This window comes from Pseudomonas frederiksbergensis, assembly GCF_003732275.1.
Taxonomy (GTDB): domain Bacteria; phylum Pseudomonadota; class Gammaproteobacteria; order Pseudomonadales; family Pseudomonadaceae; genus Aquipseudomonas; species Aquipseudomonas frederiksbergensis_H.
On sequence record NZ_MOBM01000006.1, the window covers coordinates 291,458 to 310,413 of the forward strand.

The window sequence follows — 18,956 nt, forward strand, 5'->3', positions numbered from 1 at the left end:
CTTGAAGTTTCTTATTGGCGAACAGGGGCCTCAATTGAATTGATGTTTTTCAGGTGTGTAATCACTAAGTCGTACGTGGTGCCCAGTGTTCATGGGCGGCGGAGAAAAACTAATACACGAATAAAGTTCCGGGCAAGTCATTTTTTAATTAATTTAAAGTTTAACTTTCTCGGGCGCGACAAGTTCCAATAAGACTTTTGTATTAAGTTTTATTTAGGCGTAGTTGCTCCTTTCGGCTTATATAGGCCAAAATTTAAATAAAGAGTGAATGCCTCACTCAAAGCAACTTTCTACTGGGTTCGTTAACGTGATTTAAGGGGGTGGAAGTTGGCTGGGAGCGACGCCGGTTCTTCCTTTCCCGTGGCAAGACTCCTTCCGTAGGTTCTGGGTGCGTCGACTGCTCCGCGGGTGCGATGCGTCGTCCGTCATTATTCGTTGGCAGCTCAAGAGTGAGCGTAATTCACGGCAGTCGCTATCGCCGACGCATGATCCGTTCGGTGCAATTTTCGGGCTTGAGGGTGACAGGGGCAGTGAGGGGGGGCATGCAGTCGTTGCGCACCGGTCTGGCGTGAACGAAAGGGGATTTGTAAGCAGATTGTTCGTCGAGCCATCCGAGTGCAGATCAGCTCAATGTCGCGACAAAGCGAGCTGCTCAATGGGCTCGCTCCGGCCTGCCGCTGCGGTTTACCTGGAGGTTTTCCGGCGCTGAGCCTCGGCGCTTTCGAGGTAGCGCGTGATGACTTCAACGCCCCGGTTGAGGTGGTTTTCGAGCAGCGTCACCGCATGCTCGACGTCCCGCTCTTCTACGGCTCGCAACAACGCTCGGTGATCTTCCTGGGACAGTTTGCCCAGGCCCATGGCTTCCAGGTTGAAGCGCAGAAAGCGTTCCTCTTCGTTCAACCCGTCTTCAACCAGCCTCAGCAGCCGCTGGTTTGGAGCCTTGCTGTAAAGCGCCATGTGGAACAGACGATTGAGCCGGCCGATCTCGGTGTAGTCGTGTTGCATCTCCAACTCTTCGATACAGCGGGCAGCTCGTTCGAAATCGGCGGCTTCGAGCAGAGGAATCGACCGGCGCAAGGCTTCGGACTCCAGCAGGATCCGCAGCTCATAGGTTTCTGCCGCATCGCCCTGAACCAGCGGTGCGACCACCGCGCCTTTGTGGGCGATCACGTTGAGTAGCGCTTGCGCTTCGAGCTGGCGCAAGGCTTCGCGCACCGGCATGCGGCTGACGCCGAACAGGTCGGCGAGGTCTTGCTGGCGCAGGGCGGTGCCGCAAGGAATGCGGCCATCGAGAATCGCCGCGCGCAGGGTTTCTTCGATTACCGAGCGTGCCAGATGAGCGGGAATTGGCCCGTTAACCTTGATACTGCTGAGAGGGTTGGGCTTCTGTGTCACAACAAACGCACCCTGATCAAATGAAAGTACTTGGATCCAAATGGACACTAGTGACTGCCTGACAGGTTGTCAAACGGGCAAAAGATCTTGTTCCTGTAAAGTCTAGCGTGCCGGAAGTGATCTCACCGTGCCATTGTCTTTTATCGGGCTAACCTGCACCATCAACCGACTTCCACCTGCCTACCCTGGATGCCTCGCATTGGCGGTACGTTTCGCGATCCCTCGGACTTTGCGCTGGCTAGGCTGCGCGCTTTTGCTGGCCGGCGTCATGCTGGGCGGGCTGCATGCCGACTGGGATTTTTCGCTGATCAGCCGCCGCGCGCAGGCATTGTACGGGCCTTTGGGTGAAGGGCAGCAGCGCATCGATGCCTGGCAGCAGTTGCTGGCCACGCAAAAGCAGATTGGCGAGCTGGAACAGCTCAACGTGGTCAACCGCTTCTTCAACAAGCAGATGCGCTACGAAGAAGACATCGATCTGTGGCACGAGGTCGATTATTGGGAAACGCCGATCGAAGCCTTGTGGAAAGGCGCCGGCGACTGCGAAGACTACGCTATCGCCAAGTATTTCAGCCTGCGCCATCTCGGTGTCTCCAGTGACAAGCTGCGCATCACCTACGTCAAGGCTTTGCGCCTGAACCGTGCGCACATGGTGCTGACTTACTACTCGAGCCCCGAGGCCATGCCTTTGGTGCTCGACAGCCTGATCGACGCGATCAAGCCTGCCAGCCAGCGAACCGATTTGCTGCCGGTCTACTCTTTCAATGCCGAAGGGTTATGGTTGCCGGGTGCCAAAGGCAACAAAAAGGTTGGAGACACCAAACGCCTGTCCCGCTGGCAGGATGTGTTGAAGAAAATGCAGACCGAAGGATTCCCGGTCGAGACGACTAACTAGGAGCACGCGCTCAGATGTCTTTGTTCAAACAGCTGTTGATCGCTATCTGTCTGTTCCTGGTGGTCGCCTTCACCGGCAGCTTCATGGTCAGTCTGGAAAGCTCGCGTACCCAGTACGTCAACCAGTTGCGCTCCCATGCCCAGGACGCAGCCACAGCGTTGGCGCTATCCCTGACGCCAAACATCGACGACCCGGCGATGGTCGAGTTGCTGGTCAGTTCGATCTTCGACAGCGGTTACTACGCGAGCATCCGCGTGGTCGATCTGGCCAACGACAAGACGATTGTCGAGCGCAGCGGCATCCCGGCGGTCACCAACGTGCCGGACTGGTTCGTCAAACTGATCGGCCTGGAACCGGCCGGTGGCGACGCGCTTGTCAGCCGTGGCTGGGAACAGGCCGCGCGGGTCGAGGTGGTCAGCCACCCGATGTTCGCATTGGCCAAGCTGTGGCAGAGCGCGTTGGGCAGCCTCGGTTGGTTGTTGATCTGCGGCGCGGTGAGTGCGGTGCTGGGCGCGCTGTTGCTGCGCCGGCAACTGAAGCCGCTGGATTACATGGTCAAGCAATCCCACGCCATTGCTCGCCGCGAATTCCTCAGCCTGCCGGAACTGCCGCGCACCCCGGAATTGCGTCGGGTGGTGCAGGCGATGAATCAAATGGTCGAGAAGCTTAAGGCGCTGTTCCAGGAACAGGCCGAACGCAGTGAAAAACTGCGGGCCGAATCCTATCAGGACAATCTGACCGGCCTGGCCAACCGGCGTTATTTCGAAATGCAATTGAACGCGCGAGTGAGCAACCCTGAGCAGGCCAGTTCCGGCTATTTGCTGCTGCTGCGGGTCAAGGACCTGGCTGGTTTGAACCAGCGGCTGGGCGGTCAGCGCACCGATGAATTGTTGAAAGCGGTGGGCGAGCAGTTGTCCCGTGAGTGCGCCAAGTACCCGGAAACCCAGAACCTCGTAACACGCATTCGTGGTGGTGAATTCGCCGTGCTGGCGCCAGGGCTGGTGCGCGAAGAAGCGCTGCAACTGGCGAGTAACCTCGACAGCGCCTTGGCGAGCCTGCACGCGACGGGCGCCACGGACGTGGCGTCGGTGGCCTCGATCGGGCTGGCACCCTTTGCCCATGGCGACTCGCCGCAAGCGGTGATCGGGTTGGCGGATCAGGCACTGGCCCAGGCGGAAAGTCAGGGCGAACCGAGCTGGGCGTGTCTCGATCACAGTGCATCGGCCCGGGTTGGCGATGACCACCATGCCTGGCACACCTTGCTGGATCAGGCGTTGGATCAGCAGCGTTTCGAGCTGTACTTCCAGCCGGTGGTGGCCAGCCACGACACGCAGGTGGTGCTGCATTACAAAGTGCTGTCGCGCCTGCTCGATGAGCAGGACCAGACCATTCCCGCCGGGCGTTTCTTGCCCTGGCTCGAGCGTTTCGGCTGGACCGCGCGGCTGGACCGTTTGATGCTGGAACTGGTGCTTGAGCAGATGGCCGACCATGAAGAGTCGCTGGCGCTGAACCTGTCTTCGGCGACACTGGCGGATCCGCAGGCATTGAACAAAGTGTTCGAGATTCTGCGTCAGCATTCGAATCTGGGGGAACGACTGACCCTGGAAATCGGCGAGGAACAATTGCCTGAGCAAGCGGTGCTGGAACAGCTGACGCGGCGTCTGCGTGAACTTGGGTTCTCGCTGAGTCTGCAACGATTTGGTGGGCGTTTCAGCATGATCGGCAACCTCGCGCGGCTGGGGTTGGCGTATCTGAAGATCGACGGCAGTTACATCCGGGCGATTGATCAGGAGAGTGACAAGCGTCTGTTCATCGAGGCGATTCAGCGGGCAGCGCACAGCATTGATTTGCCGTTGATTGCCGAGCGGGTCGAGACCGAAGGGGAGTTGGCGGTGATTCGTGAGATGGGGTTGTATGGGGTTCAGGGGCAGTTGTTTGGAGAGCCTAAGCCTTGGCAGTGAGGCTAATGCCGTCATCGCGAGCAGGCTCGCTCCCACAGTGAGTTTGTGTCGTACCACAATCCTGTATTCACCTCCGATCCCTGTGGGAGCGAGCCTGCTCGCGATGGCGCCAGTGCAGACACCGATTATTCCGGTAGCAAAGTCCTAGGAGATTTCCTTCAAGTTGTAGCGGTTTTGGTGAACTTGTTCCGGCCGAAGTCCAAGGCTAGTCTGGCCTTGTCACTGAATAATCGGTGACACGGACGTGCAAGTCCGACCAAACTGTTTAGGTAGCGTGCTGCCATTCCTCTCAATGAGCATTTCGATGTTCACTGCTTTATGGCGGCTGCGCGCAGGAGATCCTCGGATCTGCTGGGTGTCCTAAACAGGCCCGGTCTTGCACACCTGCGCACGGCCGCCACCCTATTCGCGTGCAAGCGAACGGTGACGGCTCCAACTTACTGTTTAGGGTATTTCTTATGTTCAAAGTAACGCCGAATCCGCCTGCTCCCCGTAAAGGCCGCCTCTTCACCGTCTCCCCCGACATCGACACTGAAGCCCTTCTGGCCAACGCCTCCGAAGACCTACTCTCCATCAGCGCCATCGCCGCCGACCTCGCGGATGATGTGGAAGGCTCACGGCGCTCAGTCGCCCTGGCGCTCAGCCGAATGGCCGATGGCGTGCAGTTATTGGTGGAACGGGCGCTGGATCACCTTGAGTCGCCGCAGATGCAGGCTCGGGCCGAGGTTTAGCAGTTAAATCTGCGGTGTACTGAAGGGCGCCATCGCGAGCAGGCTCGCTCCCACATTGGATCTCAGTCGTTCACATAGGCTGTGTTCACTGAAGATCAACTGTGGGAGCGAGCCTGCTCGCGATGGCGTCAGTAAAGGCAACAATGAAGGCAGGGACTAGATCAACCCCGTCTCATCATCATCGATCAACTGGCTCAACCCGCCCAATGCCTCACGGGCCTGGGTCCGGTCCATCAGCTTGGCTTGTGCGGCGGCCGGCAGGTCGGTGACGCGGATCACGCCTTTTTGGGTCAGCACCTGAATCAAGTCGTCGAGTACCCGGATCATTTCCAGGTCGCTCTGCTTGAGCTGCTTGAGGCTGGTCTCAACCACTTCGTGGGCAAACCAGGCCTGGATTTCATGGTGATCGGCCGGCAGCGTTTCCGTGGCCTCGGTGTAGGCCGTGGCTTCCACGCGCACTAACTGACCTTGCGCATCGCGTTGCACGTAAAACATTGAGCATCCCTCGGAAATGGACCAGCGTCGTGCTGTCAGCAGCATAGGCCAACGCAGGCGAGTATGCGGTGCGACGACGAAATCGTCACCCGTGAGGTGGGCGCAAACGTGACGGCCGCCTGGTTTGGGCGGCCGTCAGCCTGCTGATCAGCTGTTGTTGTGATCGATCTTGATGGTCGGGTCACTGCCGGCGATCAACGAGTTGATATTGGCGCTGGACCAATTGTTACCTTCCAGTTTGATCGTCACGTCCGGGGTGGCCGCTGCAGCGTCGGCGCCGTTGAACTTGCCGCCAGAACTGACTTGCAGGGACGACACACCATCCACCGTGGTGATCTTCAGGAAGTTGTCGATGGTGCTGCCGCTTTCGCCCTGCAACAGATCACGCAGGTCGATGCGATCGCCTTCGCTGGCCTTGAAGTCCTTGATCACGTCGCTGCCGGTGTCGCCAGCCTTCCAGATGAAGGTGTCGGCACCCGAACCGCCAATCAGAATGTCGTTGCCTTGACCGCCGATCAACGAGTCATTGCCGCTGCCGCCGAGCAGGATGTCATTGCCCTTGCCGCCGTCGAGGAGGTCGTTGCCACCCTGGCCGAAGAGAATGTCGTTGCCCGCGCCACCCAGCAGCGTGTCGTTACCGTCATGGGCGCCAGACACGTCGAACGCGGTGTAGTGCTCGGTGATGAACTGATGCACGTTGCTGGTGGTGACTTTGCTGACATCGACGCCGGTCTGCTGGGCCACGAACGCCTGCATGGCCTGATAACCCTCGCCGGCAATGCCGTTGAAGCTCACCAAATCGCCGAACAGGAGGTCGTTGCCGTCACCGCCGCTGACCGTGTCGGCACCCGGCATCGTCGCTTCGGTATGGCCGATGATCGAGTTGGCCAGGTCTTTCGGGTCGATGTTGGTTTGTGGCGTCTGATCCGAGTCGTACGGCTTGAGGTCGCCGAGGGTGACGTCCTTGTTCAGGCCGATGGCTTCGACAGTCGACACGTTGCTCAGCAACGTGAAGCTGCTGGTTGAGTTGTCGATGGCAGTGGAATCGGTGCTGTTGCCGGTGCCATCGCGATAGGACAGTTCGTATGTGCCGTTACCCTCGGCATGGAGGGTGCCCAGTTCAGAACTGTTCCAGCGCCCCGAGTTTTTCAGAGTCTGCAGCGTGACGTTGCCGGCACTGTCGATGGTCAGGTAGTGAGTGCTGTCCAGGTAGCTGGAATAGGTCTGCCCCAATTTGTAATTGGTGGTGGTGATGACGTCGTCGAGCTTCACGTTGCCGAACAAGGTCGGGTTGGTTTGCTCGCCGCCCTGATAGTAGGTCGGCTTGCCGTCGGTGATGAAGTACGTGAGGTTCTTCGCACCGGTGTTGGCAATCGCGTCGGCACTCTGGAACCAGTTGGCCGTGGTTTTGAACACGTCCTCGTAGTTGGTGCCGCCGCCGGACGACATCGAATCCAGAACGGATTTGAGCAAGGTCAGAGCGTTCGGGTCATTCAGGTTCACCGATACCGACTTGTTGACCTGGTTATCGAAGTCCACCAGGAAGATGTTCACGGTCCCGGAGTTGCCGCCCATGCTTTGCTTGAGGGTGTTGAACACCGCGGTCAGCGAATCCTTGGCGGCGCTGATCGACGAAGCGCTCATGCTGCCCGAGCTGTCGACCATGAACGCAATGTTGTAGTTGGTGCCCGGCACCACGGTCAGCCCGCCGATGTCGGCGATCATGATGTCGTTGCCGTCGGTGCCTGTGATGGTGTCGTCGGCGGCAGTAGCGGTGACGGCGTTGTATACCGCCGGGTAGACCGTGACCGGGATCTGCGCGGTGCTTGGCGCCGAACCGCCGAGCGCTTCGGTGGATGTCGAGGTGACGGTCAGGGTGAACTGGCCGTTGTAGTACGGCGGCGGCGTGACGGTCAGGGTGCCGAGGTTCCAGCCGGTGACGTTGGCTTCGCCGGAGGTGGCGCTGGCGGTGAAGGTGTGACCCGCGCCATCGGTGAGCACCGAGCCCGCCGGGATGCCGCTGATTTTCACGCTCAGGCTTTCGGAGCCGTCCGTGTCGGTCAGTGCCGTTTTGATCGCGGACAAGTGAACGCTGGTGCCCTCGGCGCCTTCGTTGAGTTTGTAGCCGTCGTAGTAGCCTTCGCCATTGGTGCCATGCAGGTCGGACACTGTCACGCCAGACGCCGCCAGATCCGCCACGCCGGTGTACAGCGGCACGCCGGCGCTGCTGAGGTCGACCGCCGCACCGCCGTTGACCGACAGGTTGACGTCATAGCTGCCCGGGCCCTTCTGGTTATGGTGGTAAATGTCCAGGGTGTAATAACCGCTGGTGGTCGGGGTGAACGAACCGTTCAGGCTGCCGCCCGCACCCCAAGTGATTGCGGCCACGTTTTTACCACCGATGGTCACCAACAGGCTGTCGTCACCGGTACCGCTGAAGGTGTAAGTCTTGCCCGCTTCGAGGTAGATCAGGCCGGATGTTTTCGAGGCCGTGCCGGCCGTGACACTGCCGTCGGACTGAACGTTGGTCACGGTGCCGCTGGAGTTCGGGGTGCCCGCGCCGTCGATGACCGATTTCAGCGTGCCGGAAGACGCGCCGTTGCCATCGGTGCCGAGGCCCGACAGACCGGTCCAGACTTCCTTGGTCAGGCCGGTGGACTTGACGCTGTTGTCCGCGACGCTCAGGGAGGGCGCGTCGGCAACCGGCGTGATGTCGATTTTCACCGTGCCAGTGTTGCCCAGCAGTTGACCGTCGGTTGGCTGAAACTTGATTTGCGCGTAGTCCGCCTGGTTGTTGCCCACGTTGGTGCCGCCGTAGCCATCGACGCCCGATTCGTTGGCATCTGGCGTGAAGCGCAGTTTGCCGGCGTCGATGTCGGCCTTGCTGAACGTCTGGTTGGTCGCCACGTCTTTCCAGGTCGCACCGTCCAGGTACTGCAATTTACCGTCGCCCGGCAACTGAGTGATTTTCACCCCCAGGTTGGCGGACGGGCTGTCGATATCGCTGATGCCGAAGGTCGACCAGCCGAGGATCAGCGGGGTGTCTTCGGTGCCGGTGACGTTAACCGGTGCGGCGGTCGGCGCATCGTTCACAGCCACTACGTTGACGGTGGTGGTCGCGGTGTTGGAGTAGTTGCTGCCATCGGTCACCGTCACGGTGATGATCCGCGGCACGGTGCTCGGATCTTCACTGCTGTTGGTGAAGCTGATGTTTTTGATCTGCTGCAGGTAGTCGGCCAGCGTCGCGTTGCCCGACAGGGTCAGGGTGACGGTGCCGTCCTGGCTGTTGGCATTGATGGTGATGCCGTTGACGCTGTTGCCCAGGTTCAGCGCGTCGCCCGGCTGACGGTTGGTCAGCACGATGGTGGCGCCGGTCAGCATCGTGCTGTCCGGGTCGGTGATGCTCAGGTCGGTGTCGCCGATCGAGACGCCCTGGCCGGTGGTGCCTTCGGTGAAGGTCACGTTGTAGTTGGCCCCTGTGGCGCCGCTGGAGTTGTTGGCGTCCAGGTCGAGCACCGGCGCAGCATCGTTGTCGATGATCGAGGTGCTGACGCTGCCGTTGGAAGCGCTGACCGCGAGGTTTTCGAAGTTGCCGCCAGTGGCCGAGTCGATCTTGACCACGAAGTTCTCGGTGCCTTCGGTGAGCTTGTCGTCCAGTGTCGCGACGTTGAAGCTCGCGCTGCTGGCGCCCGCCGGGATTTTCACGGTGTACACGCCGGTGAAGTCCGAACCGTCGGCGGCGGTGCCGCTGTAGACGATTTTCAGGGTCACTTCGGTCTGTGCGGGGTGGGTCAGGCTGACGGTGTAGCTGGCGGTCTGGCCTTCAGTCACCGAGGTGCTGCCGCTGATGCTGACTTCGGTTTTGTCGATCGTGTCGGTGACGGTCGTGACCGCAGCGGTATTACTGGTGACCAGGTTTTCGAAGTTGCCGCCGGTGGCGGTGGAGATGGTTGCCTGGACAGTGCCGGCGTCTTTGTAGACGTCGTCCTTCGGCGCATCGACAGTCACGGTGCCGGTGGTTTTGCCGGCGTCGATGGTGATCACGGCACCGTTGCTCAACGTCATGGTCACCGGAGTGCCGGCGGCGTTGGTCAGGGTCGCGGTGTAAGTGATCTGGCTACCTTCGGCTACCGAATTGGTCGCGCTCAGGCTGAGGTTGGTGGTGTCGACAGTGTCGGTCACGGTGGTGCTGACCGGCGTTTTATCCGCTACCAGGTTCTCGTAGTTGCCGCCGCTGACGCTGGTGATCGAGTTGGTGAGCGGAGCATGACCGGCCAATGCGTCGTTCGGTGCAGCGGTGGTCACGGTACCGGTGGTTTTACCGACTTCGATAGTGATCGTCTGGCCGTTAGCCAAGGACACGGTGACCGGGCTGTCAGTCACCGGTGCACCGACAGTCGCGGTGTAAGTGACGGTGCCGCCTTCAGTTGCCGAAGCGGTGGCGTTCAGGGTGACGGTCGAGGTGTCGAGGGTGTCGGTGATGCTGGTAACCGCTGGAACCGTGCTTGGCACCAGGTTTTCGAAGTTGCCACCGGTGGCGGTGGAGATGGTTGCCTGGACAGTGCCGGCATCTTTGTAGACGTCGTCTTTTGGTGCGTCGACGGTCACGGAACCGGTGGTTTTGCCTGCTTCAATGGTGATAACAGCGCCGTTGCTCAGCGTGACGGTTACTGGCGTGCCGGCGGCATTGGTCAGGGTTGCCGTGTAGGTGATCTGGCCGCCTTCATCCACGGTGCCGGTCGCGGTCAGCGACAGGTTGGTGGTGTCCTGGGTATCGGTCACCGAGGTGTCCGCCGACTTGCCGTCGACTTCCAGCTTCTCGTAGTTACCGCCCTTGGCGTCATCGATTTTCACACTCAGCGAGCCGCCACCAGTCAGGGCATCGTTCGGCGCAGTGAAATTCACGCTGGCGCTGCTCGAGCCTACCGGGATGGTGATGGTCTGGCCGTTGGACAGGGTCACAACGACTGGCGAACCGGTGACCGGAGCAGAGACCGACGCGGTGTAAACCACGGTGCCGCCTTCGGCCACAGTGCTGGTCGCGGTGAGGTTGACCGTCGAAGTGTCGATGGTATCGGTCACGTCGGTGACCGCAGCCGCCGGATTGGTGGCCAGGTTTTCGAAGTTGCCGCCCGCGGCATCTTTGATGGTCACTTCGACCTTGCCGGCGTCTTTGTAGACGTCGTCTTTCGGCGCATCGACGGTCACGGAACCGCTGGTGGTGCCGGCGGCAATGGTGATGATCGCGCCGTTCGACAGCGTCACGGTCACTGGTGTGCCGGCAGCGTTGGTCAGGGTGGCGGTGTAAACGATGGATCCGCCTTCAGCCACGGAGTCGGTCGCGCTCAAACTGAGGGTCGTGGTTTCCGTAGTATCGGTCACCGAGGTGTCCGCCGACTTACCGTCGATTTCCAGTTTTTCGTAGTTACCACCCTTAGCATCGTCGATCTTGACGCTCAGGGAGCCGCCGCCAGCCAGTGCATCGTTTGGCGCAACGAAGTCGACAGAGCCGCTGCTCGAGCCGACCGGGATGGTGATGGTCTGGCCGTTGGACAGGGTGACAACGACTGGCGAACCGGTGACTGGAGCAGATACGGATGCCGTATAAACCACGGTGCCGCCTTCGGCGATACTCGAAGTGGCACTCAGCGAAACGGTGCTGGTGTCTATGGTGTCATTGACGGTGGTCACCGCCGGGGTGTCGCTAGCCACCAGGTTCTCGAAACCGCCACCAGTCGCGCCTTTGATGGTCGCTTCAACGGTGCCGGCATCTTTGTAGACGTCGTCCTTCGGCGCATCGACGGTCACGGAGCCGGCGGTTTTGCCCGCTTCGATGGTGATCACGGCGCCGTTCGACAGCGTCACGGTCACTGGTGTGCCGGCCGCATTGGTCAGGGTTGCCGTGTAGGTGATCTGGCCGCCTTCATCCACGGTACCGGTCGCGGTCAGCGACAGGTTGGTGGTGTCCTGAGTATCGGTAACTGAGGTGTCTGCCGACTTGCCATCGACGTCCAGCTTCTCGTAGTTGCCGCCCTTGGCATCGTCGATCTTGACGCTCAGGGAGGTGCCACCGGTCAGGGCATCGTTCGGCGCAGAGAAATTCACGCTGGCACTGCTCGAGCCTACCGGGATGGTGATGATCTGGCCGTTGGACAGGGTGACAACCACTGGCGAGCCGGTGACCGGAGCAGAGACCGACGCGGTGTAAACCACAGTGCCGCCTTCGGCCACAGTGCTGGTCGCGGTGAGGTTGACCGTCGAAGTGTCGAGAGTGTCAGTCACCTCGGTAACCGCAGCCGCTGGACTGGTGGTCAGGTTTTCAAAGTTGCCGCCTGCGGCGCCTTTGATGGTCGCTTCAACGGTGCCGGCGTCTTTGTAGACGTCGTCCTTCTGTGCGTCGACGGTCACGGAACCGCTGGTGGCGCCGGCGGCGATGGTGATCACGGCACCGTTGCTCAGGGTGACGGTTACTGGCGTGCCAGCGGCGTTGGTCAAGGTCGCGGTGTAAACAATCGACCCGCCTTCAGCGACCGAGTCAGTAGCGCTCAGGCTGAGGGTGGTTGTATCAGGAGTATCGGTCACCGAGGTATCCGCTGACTTGCCGTCGACTTCCAGCTTCTCGTAGTTGCCACCCTTGGCATCGTCGATCTTGACGCTCAGCGAACCACCGCCGGCTAGAGCATCATTCGGCGCAGAGAAATTCACGCTGGCACTGCTCGAGCCGACCGGGATGGTGATGGTCTGGCCGTTGGACAGGGTGACAATGACTGGCGAACCGGTGACCGGCGCGCTGACGGACGCGGTGTAAACCACGGTGCCGCCTTCGGCCACAGTGCTGGTCGCGGTGAGGTTGACCGTCGAGGTGTCGATGGTATCGGTCACGTCGGTGACCGCAGCCGCCGGATTGGTCGCCAGGTTTTCAAAGTTGCCGCCCGCGGCGTCCTTGATCGTGACTTCAACCTTGCCGGCGTCTTTGTAAACGTCGTCCTTCGGCGCGTCGACAGTCACGGAACCAGAGGTTGCGCCGGCGGCGATGGTGATCACGGCGCCGTTGCTAAGCGTCACGGTCACTGGTGTGCCAGCCGCATTGGTCAGGGTTGCCGTGTAGGTGATCTGTCCGCCTTCATCCACGGCGCCGGTCGCAGTCAGCGACAGGTTGGTGGTGTCCTGGGTATCGGTCACCGAGGTGTCGGCTGATTTGCCGTCGACTTCCAGTTTCTCGTAGTTTCCACCTTTGGCATCGTCAATCTTGACGCTCAACGAGCCGCCACCTGCCAGCGCATCATTTGGCGCAGTGAAATTCACGCTGGCGCTGCTCGAGCCTACCGGAATGGTGATGGTCTGGCCGTTCGACAGGGTCACAACCACCGGCGAACCGGTCACCGGCGCCGATACGGACGCGGTGTAGACCACGGTGCCGCCTTCAGCGACGGTAGACGTCGCGGTCAGGTTCACGGTCGAAGTGTCGAGAGTATCGGTCACCTCGGTGACCGCCGCCGCTGGGCTGGTCGCCAGGTTTTCGAAGTTGCCGCCTGCGGCATCTTTGATGGTCACTTCGACCTGGCCGGCGTCTTTGTAGACGTCGTCTTTTGGCGCATCGACAGTCACGGAACCGCTGGTCGCGCCGGCGGCGATGGTGATGACCGCACCGTTGCTCAGCGTCACGGTGACCGGAGTCCCGGCGGCATTGGTCAGGGTCGCGGTGTAAACGATGGAGCCGCCTTCAGCGACCGAGTCAGTAGCGCTCAGGCTGAGGGTGGTTGTATCAGGAGTGTCGGTAACCGAGGTGTCGGCCGACTTGCTGTCGACTTCCAGTTTTTCGTAGTTACCACCCTTGGCGTCGTCGATCTTGACGCTTAGCGAACCGCCACCGGCCAACGCATCGTTCGACGCGGTGAAGTTGACGCTGGCGCTGCTCGACCCAACCGGAATGGTGATGGTCTGGCCGTTGGACAGGGTGACAACCACCGGTGAACCGGTGACCGGTGCCGACACGGAAGCGGTGTAAACCACGGTGCCGCCTTCAGCGACGGTAGACGTCGCGGTCAGGTTCACGGTCGAGGTATCGAGAGTATCGGTCACATCGGTGACCGCAGCCGCTGGGCTGGTGGCCAGGTTTTCGAAGTTGCCGCCCGCGGCATCCTTGATGGTCACTTCGACTTGGCCAGCGTCTTTATAGACGTCGTCCTTCGGTGCGTCGACAGTCACGCTGCCGGTGGTCGCGCCAGCGGCGATGGTGATCACGGCGCCGTTGCTCAACGTGACAGTGACCGGAGTCCCGGCGGCATTGGTCAGGGTCGCGGTGTAAACGATGGAGCCGCCTTCAGCGACCGAGTCAGTAGCGCTCAGGCTGAGGGTCGTGGTTTCCGTAGTATCGGTCACCGAGGTGTCGGCCGACTTGTTGTCGACTTCCAGTTTCTCGTAGTTACCACCTTTGGCATCGTCGATCTTGACGCTCAGAGAGCCGCCGCCAGCGAGGGTATCGTTTGGCGCAACGAAGTCGACAGAACCGCTGCTCGATCCGACTGGAATGGTGATGGTCTGGCCATTGGACAGAGTCACAACCACTGGCGAACCGGTGACCGGTGCCGACACGGACGCGGTGTAAACCACGGTGCCGCCTTCGGCGACGCTCGAAGTGGCACTCAGCGAAACGGTGCTGGTGTCGATGGTGTCATTGACGGTGGTGACCGCAGGTGTATCACTGGCGACCAGGTTCTCGAAATTGCCGCCGGTCGCATCTTGGATGGTTGCTTCGACGGTGCCGGCGTCTTTGTAGACGTCGTCTTTCGGCGCATCGACGGTCACGGAACCGGTGGTTTTGCCCGCTTCGATGGTGATCACGGCGCCGTTCGACAAGGTCACGGTGACCGGCGTGCCGGCGGCGTTGGTCAGGGTCGCGGTGTAGGTGATCTGGCCACCCTCATCCACGGCACCGGTCGCGGTCAGCGACAGGTTGGTGGTATCCGCAGTATCAGTCACCGAGGTATCCGCCGACTTGCCGTCGACGTCCAGCTTCTCGTAATTACCGCCCGTTGCACCGTCAATCTTGACGCTCAGGGAGCTGCCGCCCGCCAGGGGGCTGTTTGGTGCGACAAAGTTCACGCTGCCGGTGGTTTCGCCGACCGGGATGGTGATGATCTGACCGTTGGACAGGGTGACAACCACTGGCGAACCGGTGACCGGTGCGCTGACGGACGCGGTGTAAACCACGGTTCCGCCTTCGGCGACACTCGAAGTAGCAGTCAGCGAAACGGTGCTGGTGTCGATGGTGTCGTTAACGGTGGTGACCGCCGGGGTGTCGCTAGCCACCAGGTTTTCGAAGTTGCCGCCGGTCGCGCCTTTGATGGTCGCTTCAACGGTGCCGGCATCTTTGTAGACGTCGTCCTTCGGTGCGTCGACGGTCACGGAACCGGTGGTTTTGCCTGCTTCAATGGTGATAACAGCGCCATTGCTCAGCGTCACGGTTACCGGAGTACCGGCCGCATTGGTCAGGGTTGCCGTGTAGGTGATCTGGCCGCCTTCATCCACTGAACCGCTGGCGGTCAGCGCCAGGTTGGTAGTGTCCGCGGTATCGGTCACCGAGGTATCCGCCGACTTGCCGTCGACGTCCAGCTTCTCGTAGTTGCCGCCCTTGGCGTCGTCGATCTTGACGCTCAGCGAGCCGCCACCGGCCAGTGCATCATTTGGCGCAACGAAGTTGACGCTGGCGCTGCTCGAGCCGACCGGAATGGTGATGGTCTGGCCATTGGACAAAGTGACAATCACCGGCGAACCGGTGACAGGCGATGTAACGGACGCGGTGTAAACCACGGTCCCGCCTTCAGCCACAGTGCTGGTCGCAGTGAGGTTGACGGTCGAAGTATCGAGGGTGTCGGTCACCTCGGTGACCGCGGCTGCGGGGTTGGTCGCCAGGTTTTCGAAGTTGCCGCCCGCGGCATCCTTGATGGTAACTTCAACTTGGCCGGAGTCTTTGTAAACGTCGTCCTTCGGCGCATCCACGGTTACAGAACCGGTGGTCGCACCGGCGGCGATGGTGATCACGGCGCCGTTGCTCAACGTGACGGTGACCGGAGTCCCGGCTGTGTTGGTCAGGGTCGCGGTGTAAACGATCGAACCGCCTTCGGCGACCGAGTCAGTCGCCGAAAGGCTGAGGGTAGTGGTCTCTTGGGTATCAGTCACCGAGGTATCCGCCGACTTACCATCGACTTCCAGCTTCTCGTAGTTACCGCCCTTGGCGTCGTCGATCTTGACGCTCAGCGAGCCGCCACCGGCCAGTGCATCGTTTGGCGCAACGAAGTCGACAGAACCGCTGCTCGACCCAACCAGAATGGTAATGGTCTGGCCGTTGGACAGGGTGACAACCACTGGCGAACCGGTGACCGGCGCCGACACGGAAGCGGTGTAAACCACAGTCCCGCCTTCGGCAACGCTCGAAGTGGCACTCAGTGAAACGGTGCTGGTGTCGATGGTGTCGTTAACCGTGGTCACCGCCGGTGTATTGCTGGCAACCAAATTCTCAAAGTTACCGCCGGTCGTACCTGTGATCGTCGCTTCGACGGTGCCGGTGTCTTTATAGACATCATCCTTCGGTGCATCGACGGTCACGGAGCCAGTGGTTTTGCCCGCTTCAATAGTGATCACGGCGCCGTTCGACAAGGTCACGGTCACTGGTGTACCGGCCACATTGGTCAGGGTTGCCGTGTAGGTGATCTGGCCGCCTTCATCCACCGAACCGCTGGCGGTCAGCGCCAGGTTGGTGGTGTCCGGGGTGTCAGTGATCGAGGTGTCCGCCGACTTGCCGTCAACTTCCAGCTTCTCGTAGTTGCCGCCCTTCGCATCGTCGATCTTGACGCTCAGCGAGCCGCCACCGGCCAGCGCATCGTTTGGCGCAACGAAGTTTACGGAACCGCTGCTGGCGCCAACCGGAATGGTAATGGTCTGGCCGTTGGACAGGGTGACAACCACCGGCGAACCGGTGACCGGCGACGTTACGGACGCGGTATAAACCACGGTCCCGCCTTCAGCGACGGTAGACGTCGCGGTCAGGTTCACGGTCGAAGTGTCGAGGGTGTCGGTCACATCGGTGACCGCAGCCGCCGGGTCAGTCACCAGGTTCTCAAAGTTGCCACCAGCGGCGTCCGCGATGGTGACTTCAACTTTGCCGGCATCTTTATAAACATCATCGGCAGGCGCATCGACGCTCACGCTGCCGGTGGTCGCGCCGGCGGCGATGGTGATCACTGCACCGTTCGACAAGGTCACGGTGACCGGCGTACCGGCCGGATTGGTCAACGTCGCGGTGTACAGAATCTGCCCACCTTCGGCCACTTCGGTAGACGCCGACAGGCTCAGGCCGGTGTCGTCTTTCGAATCGGTAATGGTGGTGAGCGCTGGCTCGGTGCTCGGGGTCAGTTGCTCGAAATTGCCGCCGGTGGTGCCGGTGATCGTAGTGCTGACGGTGTTGCCATTGTTGTAGACGTCGTTGGCCGCGGTATCGACAGTCACGCTGCCGGTGGTCTTGCCCGCTTCGATGGTAATGACCGAGCCGTTGCTCAAGGTCACGGTCATCGGCGTGCCGGCCGGGTTGGTCAGGGTGGCGGTGTAGGTGATCTGGCCGCCTTCGACGACGGTGCCGGTGGCGCTAAGGCTCAGGCCGGTATTGTCGATCGAGTCGGTGATGGTGGTGACTGCCAACGTGGTGCTCGGTACGAGATTCTCGAAGTTGCCGCCGGTAGCGCCCGTAATCGTGGTGCTGACGGTGCTGCCATTGTTGTAGACGTCATTGGCCGGGGTATCGACGTTCACGGAACCGGTGGTTTTACCGGCTTCGATGGTGATGGTCGAACCGTTGGACAGGGTCACGGTGACCGGTGTCTGCGCCGGGTTGGTCAATGTTGCGGTGTAGGTGATCTGGCCACCTTCAGTAACGCTGTCGGTGGCAGTCAGGGTCAGGCCGGTATTGTCGACCGAATCGGTAATGGTGGTGACCGCCGGGGTCGGGTTCGGCACCAGGTTCTCGAAGTTGCCGCCGGTAGTCCCGGAGATGGTGGTGCTGACGGTGCTGCCATTGTTGTAGACGTCGTTGGCCGGCGTCGGAACGTTCACGCTGCCGGTGGTCTGGCCGGCATCGATGGTGATGGTCGATCCGTTGGACAGAGTTACGGTGACTGGCGTCTGCGCCGGGTTGGTCAGGGTCGCGGTGTAAGTGATCTGACCGCCTTCGGTGACGGTCGAGCCGGCCGTCAGCGTGACGGTGGTGGTGTCGGCGGAATCGGTAATGGTGGTGACGGCCGGGGTCGGGTTCGGCGCCAGATTCTCGAAGTTGCCGCCGGTGGCGCCGGTAATTGTGGTGCTGACGGTACTGCCGTTGTTGTAGACGTCATTGGCAGGCGTCGGAACGTTGACGCTGCCGGTGGTGTTGCCAGCGGCGATGGTGATGGAGGAACCGTTGGATAAGGTGACGGTGACCGGCGTCTGCGCCGGGTTGGTCAATGTCGCGGTGTAGGTGATCTGGCCACCTTCAGTGACGGTCGAGCCCGCTGACAGTGTGACGGTGGTGGTGTCGACGGTATCGGTGACCTGAGTCACGGCTGGAACGGTCGGTGGAGTGACCACGATACCGCTGCCGCCCGTGGTGCCGGTGACGGTCACGTTGATCTGGGTCGGATCGTTATAAACCGTGTCGTTCGGCGCCAGCGGAACGTTGACGGTACCGGTGGTTTGGCCGGCTGCAATCACGATCACCGAGCCATTGGACAGGGTGATGGTCAGGTCGGTCAGCGGCGCCTGGGTCAGGGTCGCGGTGTAAACCAGCACGCCACCGGCTTCGGTGATGGTCGGCGTAGCGCTCAGGCTCAGGGTCGATTCGCGCAGGGCGTTGGTGCTGGTGTCGGCAGTCTGGCCGCCGGTGGTGTCTTGTGTTGCCAATGCCGCAGTGGCGAGACCCTCAGTCGGGAAGCCGATAGTTGGGTCGACCCGGGCAGCGGTTGCCTCCAGGGCCACGAAGGTATGGCCACCACCGGCAGCACCACCCGTGCCCGCAGCCGTAGGGCCGGCGGCGGTGGCTTCAAGAGCGGTGGTCGGGTCGACGCCGGCGGCGATGGCTTGCTGCAATTCGTCAACCGATGGCGCGGCTTGTGCAGTGGCTTGCGCAAGGTCGGTGCTGGAATCCGGATCGCTGCCGCTCCACTGAGTGTCGCGGCCCAGGTCCAGGGTCCGGCCATCAGCCAGTTCGAGCGTAATGGCGCCGGCGGCACCAGTGTCTACCTGATCGCCGACCAACAACCGGTCGCCTTCAACGAGTACGCGGCGGACGCCTTCTGGCGACACCGCGAAAACCTGACCAACAATGCTTTTGACGATGGCAACAACACTGCTCATTGAAGACTCTCCGGGTGTCACGTTCAGTTGACCTCCATGAACCGCTCGGCGTGTTCGCCGATCGGGGCTGGACGTACTTTCAAAGATGTTTGATGCGTA

The 18,956-nt window shown here is 61.0% G+C and carries 6 protein-coding genes; 3 read left to right on the forward strand and 3 right to left on the reverse strand.

Translation table 11 applies throughout. The annotated features are described in order from the left end of the window. Positions 1-684 precede the first annotated feature (684 nt). Entirely contained in the window at positions 685-1,395 is a 711-nt protein-coding gene (locus BK662_RS05175; RefSeq protein ID WP_123357281.1) for a GntR family transcriptional regulator, read from the reverse strand. Between the two features lie 199 nt (positions 1,396-1,594). On the opposite strand from BK662_RS05175, the gene lapG reads away from it, so the two are divergent. The 3 genes from lapG (at position 1,595) to BK662_RS05190 (ending at position 4,979) form a co-directional block, all read left to right on the forward strand. Continuing rightward, complete coding sequence (gene lapG, locus BK662_RS05180) at positions 1,595-2,287, forward strand: cysteine protease LapG (RefSeq protein ID WP_123357190.1); 693 nt, start codon at positions 1,595-1,597, stop codon at positions 2,285-2,287. A gap of 14 nt (positions 2,288-2,301) precedes the next feature. Further along, a complete protein-coding gene (gene lapD / locus BK662_RS05185; protein ID WP_123357191.1) occupies positions 2,302-4,248 on the forward strand; it encodes a cyclic di-GMP receptor LapD in 1,947 nt (648 codons plus the stop codon). A gap of 404 nt (positions 4,249-4,652) precedes the next feature. Continuing rightward, a complete protein-coding gene (locus tag BK662_RS05190) occupies positions 4,653-4,979 on the forward strand; it encodes a DUF6124 family protein (protein WP_375538982.1) in 327 nt (108 codons plus the stop codon). Positions 4,980-5,135: 156 nt separating this feature from the next. On the opposite strand, the gene BK662_RS05195 is transcribed toward BK662_RS05190, so the two are convergent. Beyond that, positions 5,136-5,474 carry a tryptophan synthase subunit beta gene (locus BK662_RS05195; protein ID WP_123357193.1) on the reverse strand — a complete coding sequence of 113 codons (339 nt, stop codon included), beginning with the start codon at positions 5,472-5,474 and terminating at the stop codon, positions 5,136-5,138. 147 nt (positions 5,475-5,621) lie between these two features. Then, on the reverse strand, positions 5,622-18,857 hold the full coding sequence (locus tag BK662_RS05200) for a retention module-containing protein (RefSeq protein ID WP_123357194.1): 13,236 nt from the start codon (positions 18,855-18,857) through the stop codon (positions 5,622-5,624). Positions 18,858-18,956: the final 99 nt, after the last annotated feature.